We start from the raw sequence: 8,521 nt of genomic DNA, 5'->3' as shown, positions 1-8,521 counted from the left end.
ACTTCCGCAACTTCTCGGTCTCCGGCACCAAGTACGAGGACCTGACCGGCAATGGCAAGACGGCGGACGACATCGGCTGGACGCATGGTCCGGTGACGATCTTCATCGACGAGGACAACAGCGGCACATTGACCGCGGGCGACCTTTCGACGACGACCGATGCCAGCGGCAACTGGTCGATCGGCGGCCTGACGCTGGCCGATGTCGGCAAGAGCATCTACGAAGTGGTGCCGGGCGGCTCGCAGCAGACCGGCGTGCTGGTGCAGACGGTCGGCAACCCCGGCAGCGGCGGCACCGACACCGGCAACGACTTCACCAACTTCCGCAACTTCTCGGTCTCCGGCACCAAGTACGAGGACCTGACCGGCAATGGCAAGACGGCGGACGACATCGGCTGGACGCATGGTCCGGTGACGATCTTCATCGACGAGGACAACAGCGGCACGTTGACCGCCGGCGACCTTTCGACGACGACCGATGCCAGCGGCGCCTGGTCGATCGGCGGCCTGACGCTGGCCGATGTCGGCAAGAGCATCTACGAAGTGGTGCCGGGCGGCTCGCAGGAGACCGGCGTGCTGGTGCAGACGGTCGGCAATCCCGGCAGCGGCGGCACCGACACCGGCAACGACTTCACCAACTTCCGCAACTTCTCGGTCTCCGGCACCAAGTACGAGGACCTGACCGGCAACGGCAAGACGGCGGACGACATCGGCTGGACGCATGGTCCGGTGACGATCTTCATCGACGAGGACAACAGCGGCACATTGACCGCGGGCGACCTTTCGACGACGACCGATGCCAGCGGCGCCTGGTCGATCGGCGGCCTGACGCTGGCCGATGTCGGCAAGAGCATCTACGAAGTGGTGCCGGGCGGCTCCGAGCAGACCGGCATCCTCGTGCAGACGGTCGACAACCCCGGCAGCGGCGGCACCGACACCGGCAACGACTTCACCAACTTCCGCAACTTCTCGGTCTCCGGCACCAAGTATGAGGACCTGACCGGCAACGGCAAGACGGCGGACGACATCGGCTGGACGCATGGTCCGGTGACGATCTTCATCGATGAGGACAACAGCGGCACATTGACCGCGGGCGACCTTTCGACGACGACCGATGCCAGCGGCGCCTGGTCGATCGGCAACCTGACGCTGGCCGATGTCGGCAAGAACATCTACGAAGTGGTGCCGGCCGGCTCCGAGCAGACCGGCATCCTCGTGCAGACGGTCGACAATCCCGGCAGCGGCGGCACCGACACCGGCAACGACTTCACCAACTTCCGCAACTTCTCGGTCTCCGGCACCAAGTATGAGGACCTGACCGGCAACGGCAAGACGGCGGACGACATCGGCTGGACGCATGGTCCGGTGACGATCTTCATCGATGAGGACAACAGCGGCACATTGACCGCGGGCGACCTTTCGACGACGACCGATGCCAGCGGCGCCTGGTCGATCGGCAACCTGACGCTGGCCGATGTCGGCAAGAACATCTACGAAGTGGTGCCGGCCGGCTCCCAGCAGACCGGCATCCTCGTGCAGACGGTCGACAATCCCGGCAGCGGCGGCGTTGACACCGGCAACGACTTCACCAACTTCCTGCCACCGCTGGGCCAGGGCGCGACGCCGGGCTTCTGGAAGAACCACCTGGATATCGTGACCCAGGAGTTGGACTCGTTCAATCCGGGCTGGACCTACAAGACCTCCTTTGAGACCATCTTCGGTTTCGACGACCTGAATAAGATCCACGGACAGCCCTCGATCGCGGATGCGTTGGGAGCCAAGGGTGGCGGCGTGAACCACCTCGAACGCTCCTCGGCGGCAGCGTTTATCGCCGCTGCCGTCAACGCCGTGCCCGACGGCCCCGGCGGCAAAACGGAACTCAATTTCAGTTTCTCCGCGGCGACCAGTTCGAACCCAGCCATCATCGCTATCCTCAACCAGATAGACACGAACCACGACCACACGCTCCAACCGGGCGAGGTGAGCGCCGCGGTGCGGGACGTCCTTAACGACCTCAACGCCCCAACCTCCAATTTCGGCCTGACCGGTCAACCGGGGGTCGAGGATATCGCCAACGCGTTCGACGCGATGAACAACCAGCCGCATCCAGACGCCAGCGTCTTCCTCATTTGACGAACTGTGCGCAAATCTCGTGATCGGGGGCGCCTTGCCCCCGATCGTCCGGTCACACAACGCAATCAAACACCGCGCGATCGGTCGAGCTGTCACGATCTTGGCATCACGCTGGTCTCCTAGCCCTGCGATGCCCAGCCCTTTTGGACGCAGGCCTCTAACTCTTCACGACCGTCCTGTATTCCATCGCCACCACGCCATTGCCGAGCGGCGCGGCCGAGACAAGTTCGAGCGCGACCGGTATGTCGGACGGAAACAGCTGCTTGCCCCCGCCGGCGGCTCCCGGATAGACGAGCAGCCTCACGCGGTCGACCAGTCCGGCGCCGAGAAGCTGCCGGGCGACGCTCAGGCTGCCATGCATATAGATGTTGCCGCCGGACTGTTGCTTCAGCCGGGCGACGGCCTCGGGCAGGGGGCATCGAGGAGCTCGGCCGGTTTCCAGTCGACCGTCTTGAGGCTGGTCGAGGCGACTATTTGGGCAGCGCGTTGAAGCGCTCGGCGAAGTCGCCGGTTTCCGAGGGCCAATGGCCGGCAAAGATCTCGTAGGTGATGCGTCCGAGAAGCATGGCGCCGCTGTCGGCGAGCTCATCCTCCTTGAATTTGTTCATCGCGTCGTTCCAGACGACACTGGGCAGCTTCTCGTGCTCGGCGATGCCGTCGACGGTAATGAATTCGGTGACGATCAATTCTCTCATGATGCTGCTGCCCCTTGCCTCAGAGGGCGCTATTCAACGGCCGCATTTAATTCGATTATAAAATAATACAACAGTCGAAAATATATTGACGGGGACATGTCGTCAACGAGTGGGCGGCGGCTGCCACACTGGTGGCATCGCAGACTTTCTCATCATCATAATGAATGGCGACAGGGCACGAATGTCCATGGAACTTCGAAGCCTTGAAAGTCGGGCAACTTCGAAGGGCGGTGTCTACGTGGAAGCAGTTGGCCTCTACCGATGTCCAGGAGATCCGCCATTCGCCTGCGTCCTGGAAGGGGCCAAGGGCATTTATATTACGGAAGTCGTCTATCGTGCCGAGCGGCACAAGCCCGATTTCGACGCGTTGCCATGGGAGAGCGAATACCGGGCCACAAAGGCAAGAAAAGCTGCGGAGCGAAGCGGGAGTGCGCCGTCAAGCTTCTTCGTCCATGTTGTACAAAGGCAGATAGGAGTTGACGATCAGCCACTGCCTGACGATTGACTGCAGCAATTGCGGTCTCGACACCCGCCGCTCCGCCGTCACGCCCGCCAGCGCATCCTCGACATCGGCCTCCAGGTTCACGTCACTGCCGCCCACATTTCGCAACAGCAGGGCAGCCCGGCGAAGCAGCGCCTTCAGGTCGGCGCTCGGCATCTCGGCGCTGCGATCCGCAGCCAATTGAAGCTCTTCGATGAAGTTCGCCGTTGCCATTCCGGTACATTAATGCCGCTAGGTAAAGCGAGCCACCAACCTTTGCCGGCGATTCCGGGGTCATCCACAAGTCATTTGGCTCGGCGGTGGAAAAGGGGTGGGAGGGCTTCAGAGGCAGCAACCGCGACGGGCGCGTTCCTGAGGCGGTCCGGCACCCGCTTGGCCGGGGGGAGGCCAGCACGGGCGCCGGGCCTGACCGGCGAGGGCTCCTGTTGGCGGCACCGGCTGACCAATTATATACGATTTTGCTAATATATGCGACGTGCGAACGAAGGATGAAGGGCGAGGGCCGGCAGAGATGCGCTTCGCCGTCCCCCTTGCCAACCTCCTCACCTTCCCCTAATCTCACTGAGAAAACCTTTTCCCAAACCGCCGCTTTCGACATCCGCCCCCGTCCGAATGCAGTAGGCTCTTGTGAGAAAAGGTTTTCTCAACCTAGGAGGTCCTGCGCCGAAGATGGTTTCAGACGCCGAGTCAGCGCCTGTCTTTGCCAAGCCTGTCACCCTGCGCGAGGTGGCGGCGGCGGCCGGCGTCAGCGTCGCCACGGCGTCGAAGGCGCTGAACGGGCAAGGGCGCATGACGGCCGACACACGCGAGCGCATTCGCGAGGTGGCGCAGCGCCTCGGCTTCCGGCCCAATCACCTGGCGCAGAGCCTGCTTCGGCGTCGCAGCTTCACCGTCGGGTTGCTGACCAACGATACATACGGCCGTTTCTCGCTGCCGCTGATGGCCGGCGTTTCCGATGCGCTGGTCGACAATGGCGTGTCGGTGTTCCTGTGCAATGTCGAGGACGATCTGCGGCTCGGCCAGCTGCATGTCGAGGCCATGCTCGACAAGCGCGTCGACGGCATCATCGCCACCGGCAAGCGCGTCGACCGGCATCTGCCGGTCGATCTCTCCAATCTGCGCGTGCCCGTCGTCTATGCCTTCACCCAGCCTGATGCCGGCGCGATCGGCCTCGTCTCCGACGATGCCGGCGGCGCGCGACTGGCGGTCGAGCATTTCTGCCGGCTCGGGCGCCGCCGTATCGCCCATGTCTCCGGGCCATCGAGCTTCGAGGTGGTGAACACGCGCGCCGATGCCTATCGCGCGGTGCTCGAGGAGAACAATCTGGCCGTGAGCGAGCCGCTGCTCGGCGCCTGGTCGGAGGCCTGGGGTCACGAGGCGGTGGCAAGGCTGTTCGGGGGCAGGGGCGAGCGGCCCGATGCCATCTTCTGCGGCAACGACCAGATCGCCCGCGGCGTCATCGACGCGCTGCGCGAGCGCGGGGTCGGTGTGCCTGACGATGTCGGCGTCATCGGTTTCGACAATTGGGAGATCGTGGCCGAGGCGACACGTCCGCCGCTGACCTCCGTCGACATGAACCTGGCAAGCCTCGGCCGCGAGGCCGGGCTTGCCCTGCTTTCGCTCGTGGGCGGCCAGCCGGCCGCGCCGGGCATTAGGAAACTGCCGTGCCGGCTGGTGGTGCGTCAGTCATGCGGCCGCCCGCCAGGCGGCTGAGATGTGAAGGAAAACGGTCGTCGCTTGCCCGAATTCGCCGGGCGGCGTGGCCGAAACAGGGAGGAGAACCATGAGGAGGAATAACGTGAAGACAATGCTTGCCAAGCTGGCGCTTGCCGCGGCCGTCATCGGTGGCGGCCTGCAGGCGGCATCCGCCGAGACCGCCAACATCTGGGTTCGCGCCGACGGCTCGAACTTCATGCCGCGCATCGTCGACGCCTTCAACAAGGCGAACAAGGACCAGATCAAGCTCGACATCATCCCCAACGCCGAGATCATCCCGAAATATGGCGCTGCCGCCGCCGGCGGCACGGCGCCCGACGCGCTGTCGCTCGACCTGATCTATACGCCGTCCTTCGCTGCCGCAGGCCAGCTCGAGGACATCACCGACTGGGCGAAATCCTTGCTCTATTTCGCCAGCCTGTCGCCGGCGCATGTGAAGACCGGCACCTACAAGGACCGCATCTACGGCCTGCCGTTTTCGGCCGACGCCTCGGTGCTGATTTGGAACAAGAAGCTGTTCAAGCAGGCCGGGCTGGACCCGGAGAAGGGGCCGGCCAACTGGGCCGAGATCGAGGCCGACGCCGAAAAGGTCAATGCGCTCGGCGGCGACATCAAGGGCTTCTATTTCTCCGGCAATTGCGGCGGCTGCAACATCTTCACCTTCACGCCCCTGATCTGGGCCTCGGGCGGCGACATCCTGTCCGAGGACGGCTCGAAGGCGACGCTCGACAGCCCGCAACTGCGCGGCGCGATCGACCTCTACCGCTCGATGGTCAAGAAGGGGCTGGTACCCGAGGGCGCGCAGACCGATACCGGCGCCAACTTCTTCGCCGCCTTCGCCGGCGGCAAGATCGGTATCTCGCCGTCCGGCGCCTTCGCCATCGGCGCGCTCAACACGCAATACCCGGACGTCGACTACGGCATCACCTTCCTGCCGGGCAAGGATGGCGGCTGGTCGTCGTTTGCCGGCGGCGACAATTTCGTCGTCACCAAGGGCACCAAGAAGATCGCCGTGGTGAAGGAGTTCCTCGACTTCGCCTATTCGCTGGAAGGCCAGACGATCCTCGCCAAATACGGCAGCCTGCCGGTGCGCAACGACATCGCCAAGGACGCGCTTAAGGATCTCGACCCGCGCTATCAGGTGGCTGCCGAGGCGATGGCCAAGGGTCGCACGCCCTATTCGGTGGTGTTCAACGACCTGATCAACTCCGCCAATGGCCCGTGGACGCAGATGGTCAACGAGGTGTTCTTCGGCGACGACGTCGACGGCGCCATCAAGAATGCGCAGGACACCATGCAGTCGATCATCGACCAGGCGCCGAACAAGTAACACTAGGGCCTACCGGCGGCGGGGAATGCGCAACGCTCGGCGCCAAGGCTCTGACCGGCCGCCCGCCCCGTCTCCCTGGCCGGGCGGCCGGTCTTTGTATCCGTCCAACAGCAGGACTATCGCGTTGAGACAACTCACTCTTACTAGTATCCAATTTGAGGCGTCGCGAGGTTTGCTTCTCCTTCTCCCCTTGTGGGAGAAGGTGGATCGGCGCGCAGCGCCGAGACGGATGAGGGGTGTTCCAGGCAACGCCGGCGTCTCACTCCGCTGGAACACCCCTCATCCGTCGCCTTCGGCGACACCTTCTCCCACAAGGGGAGAAGGGGGAGCCAGACCATGACCGCCATCACCGCAACCTCCGTACCCGCCCGCGCCCGCTCACGCACCGGCGTCAGCCGCCGGCAATGGGTGGGCCTGCTCTATGTCCTGCCTGCGGTCGCTTTCGTCGTCGTCTTCTTCGTCATCCCGCTCGGCATGACAGCCTGGATGTCGCTCAACAACTGGCCGCTGATGGGCGAGCATGCCTTCATCGGCCTCGACAATTACGTTGCCATCCTGCGCGACACACGCTTCTGGAACGCGCTGAGGTTCACCGCCTACTACACCGTGATCGTCACCATCGCGATCTTCGCCGTCGCCTTTCCGCTGGCGATCTTCATCGAAAAGCCGCGCCCGCTCACCAATCTCTACCGCACCGCCTTCTTCATGCCGGCGGTGGTCGGCTTCGCCTCGGCGAGCCTGTTGTGGTCGTGGCTGCTCAACGTCGATTCCGGCCTGTTCAGCCCGGCCGCCTTCGACCTCGGCCTGACCGAAAAGAAGGTCAATCTGCTGGCCACTTTCCAGCCGGCCTTCTGGTCGATCATCGCCATGGTGGTCTGGAAGGTCGCCGGCTTCACCATGATCATCCTGATGACCGGCCTGCAGTCGATCCCGCAGGATCTGCAGGAGGCGGCCGTCATCGACGGGGCAGGGCCGTTCGCCAGATTCAGGGCGATCACATTGCCCTTGATGCGCCGCACATTGGCGCTGGCGCTGATCTTGTCGGTCGCGGGCTCCATCCTCGCCTTCGACCAGTTCTACATCATCCTGCGCGGCGGCCCGCGCAACCAGACGCTGACGGCCGTCTACTGGATCTTCAACCAGTCCTTCGTGTCGTTCAAGCTCGGCTACGGCGCCGCACTTTCCATGGTGCTGCTGGTCATCCTGGTGGCGCTCAGCCTCATCCAGCTCTGGCTGCTGCGCAAACCCGAAGGGCTCGACTGATGGCCGAGGCGATGTCGCAGGGCCGCAAGGCCACCTTCAGCTTCGCCCGGCATTCCACCGGGATGATCGCCTCGCTGCTGTTCCTGGCGCCGATCGTGTGGACCGTGCTGTCGACCTTCAAGCCGGCGCAGGAGGCGCGCCAGCCGCCGCTGCCGCCCTGGCCGACCACCGGCTTCTCGATCGAGAATTATCAGACGCTGAACAGTTTCGGCGACGGTCTCTGGGTCTCGGCGCAAAACAGCATCTATGTCTCGGTGATGACGGTGCTGCTCTCCGTGCTGGTCAGCGTGCTCGCCGGCTACGGCTTCTCGCGCTTCCGCTTTCCTTTCAGGGATTTGTTCTTCGTCCTCATCCTGTCCACGATCATGATCCCGTTCCAGTCGATCCTGACGCCGATCTTCCTGGTGCTGACGAAACTTGGCCTGCACAACACGCTGACCGGGCTGGTCTGCGTCTATGTCACGCTGCAGCTGCCGTTCTCGATCTTCATGATGCGCAACGCCTTCGACGCGGTGCCGCGCGAGATCGAGGAGGCGGCGCGCATGGACGGCGCCAATAACGTCACCATGCTGGTCAAGGTGATGCTGCCCCTGGTCTGGCCGGGCGTCGTCACCATCGCGCTGTTCGCCTTCCTCGGCGCCTGGAACGAGTTCCTGGCGGCGCTCGTGCTGATGACCGACCAGTCCAAATTCACCCTGCCGGTGATGATGACGGCGCTGCAGTCCGGCCGCTTCGGCGCCATCGACTGGGGCGCGGTGCAGGCCGGCGTCACGGTGATGATGGTGCCCTGTCTGATCCTGTTCCTGGCGCTGCAGCGCTTCTACATCCGCGGCCTCATGGCCGGGGCCGTCAAGTAATCTGCCGCAGTCGAAATGGAGTGAAA

General features: G+C 63.9%; 8 protein-coding genes. 5 read left to right on the top strand and 3 right to left on the bottom strand.

Annotated elements, in window-relative coordinates:
* Window positions 1-2,132: hypothetical protein (locus RFM68_RS14940; protein ID WP_320233741.1), on the top strand; the 2,132-nt coding region annotated here is incomplete at its 5' end.
* Between the two features lie 157 nt (window positions 2,133-2,289).
* Here the strand turns inward: RFM68_RS14940 and RFM68_RS33540 are convergent.
* The 3 genes from RFM68_RS33540 to RFM68_RS14925 all read right to left on the bottom strand — a co-directional run bounded on the left by RFM68_RS33540 (window position 2,290) and on the right by RFM68_RS14925 (window position 3,542).
* Window positions 2,290-2,493: a dihydrofolate reductase family protein gene (locus RFM68_RS33540; RefSeq protein WP_347343992.1), complete on the bottom strand. Its 204-nt coding sequence runs from the start codon at window positions 2,491-2,493 to the stop codon at window positions 2,290-2,292.
* A 109-nt stretch (window positions 2,494-2,602) separates the two neighbouring features.
* Window positions 2,603-2,827, bottom strand: coding sequence for a dihydrofolate reductase family protein (locus tag RFM68_RS14930; protein WP_320233739.1), 225 nt, complete (start codon window positions 2,825-2,827; stop codon window positions 2,603-2,605).
* Between the two features lie 436 nt (window positions 2,828-3,263).
* Window positions 3,264-3,542: a hypothetical protein gene (locus tag RFM68_RS14925; protein WP_320233738.1), complete on the bottom strand. Its 279-nt coding sequence runs from the start codon at window positions 3,540-3,542 to the stop codon at window positions 3,264-3,266.
* Window positions 3,543-3,998: 456 nt separating this feature from the next.
* On the opposite strand from RFM68_RS14925, the gene RFM68_RS14920 reads away from it, so the two are divergent.
* The 4 genes from RFM68_RS14920 to RFM68_RS14905 all read left to right on the top strand — a co-directional run bounded on the left by RFM68_RS14920 (window position 3,999) and on the right by RFM68_RS14905 (window position 8,495).
* Window positions 3,999-5,042: a LacI family DNA-binding transcriptional regulator gene (locus RFM68_RS14920; RefSeq protein ID WP_320233737.1), complete on the top strand. Its 1,044-nt coding sequence runs from the start codon at window positions 3,999-4,001 to the stop codon at window positions 5,040-5,042.
* Between the two features lie 94 nt (window positions 5,043-5,136).
* Complete coding sequence (locus RFM68_RS14915; protein ID WP_430694863.1) at window positions 5,137-6,375, top strand: ABC transporter substrate-binding protein; 1,239 nt, start codon at window positions 5,137-5,139, stop codon at window positions 6,373-6,375.
* Between the two features lie 336 nt (window positions 6,376-6,711).
* Entirely contained in the window at window positions 6,712-7,638 is a 927-nt protein-coding gene (locus RFM68_RS14910) for a carbohydrate ABC transporter permease (RefSeq protein ID WP_320233735.1), read from the top strand.
* Window positions 7,638-8,495: a carbohydrate ABC transporter permease gene (locus RFM68_RS14905; RefSeq protein ID WP_320233734.1), complete on the top strand. Its 858-nt coding sequence runs from the start codon at window positions 7,638-7,640 to the stop codon at window positions 8,493-8,495. Before RFM68_RS14910 ends, RFM68_RS14905 begins: the two co-directional genes overlap by 1 nt.
* The last annotated feature ends 26 nt before the right edge of the window (window positions 8,496-8,521 follow it).

The organism is Mesorhizobium montanum, assembly GCF_033977145.1.
GTDB lineage: Bacteria > Pseudomonadota > Alphaproteobacteria > Rhizobiales > Rhizobiaceae > Mesorhizobium > Mesorhizobium montanum.
The sequence above is the reverse complement of the archived record's forward strand: the minus strand, read 5'-3'. Positions and strand labels throughout refer to the sequence as shown.

Bases quoted from the DNA above. Each gene is read 5' to 3' on its own strand.
- RFM68_RS14910 (WP_320233735.1), top strand. From the start codon at position 6,712: ATGACCGCCATCACCGCAACCTCCGTACCCGCCCGCGCCCGCTCACGC.
- RFM68_RS33540 (WP_347343992.1), bottom strand. From the start codon at position 2,493: ATGCATGGCAGCCTGAGCGTCGCCCGGCAGCTTCTCGGCGCCGGACTG.
- RFM68_RS14925 (WP_320233738.1), bottom strand. From the start codon at position 3,542: ATGGCAACGGCGAACTTCATCGAAGAGCTTCAATTGGCTGCGGATCGC.
- RFM68_RS14905 (WP_320233734.1), top strand. From the start codon at position 7,638: ATGGCCGAGGCGATGTCGCAGGGCCGCAAGGCCACCTTCAGCTTCGCC.
- RFM68_RS14920 (WP_320233737.1), top strand. From the start codon at position 3,999: ATGGTTTCAGACGCCGAGTCAGCGCCTGTCTTTGCCAAGCCTGTCACC.
- RFM68_RS14915 (WP_430694863.1), top strand. From the start codon at position 5,137: ATGCTTGCCAAGCTGGCGCTTGCCGCGGCCGTCATCGGTGGCGGCCTG.
- RFM68_RS14930 (WP_320233739.1), bottom strand. From the start codon at position 2,827: ATGAGAGAATTGATCGTCACCGAATTCATTACCGTCGACGGCATCGCC.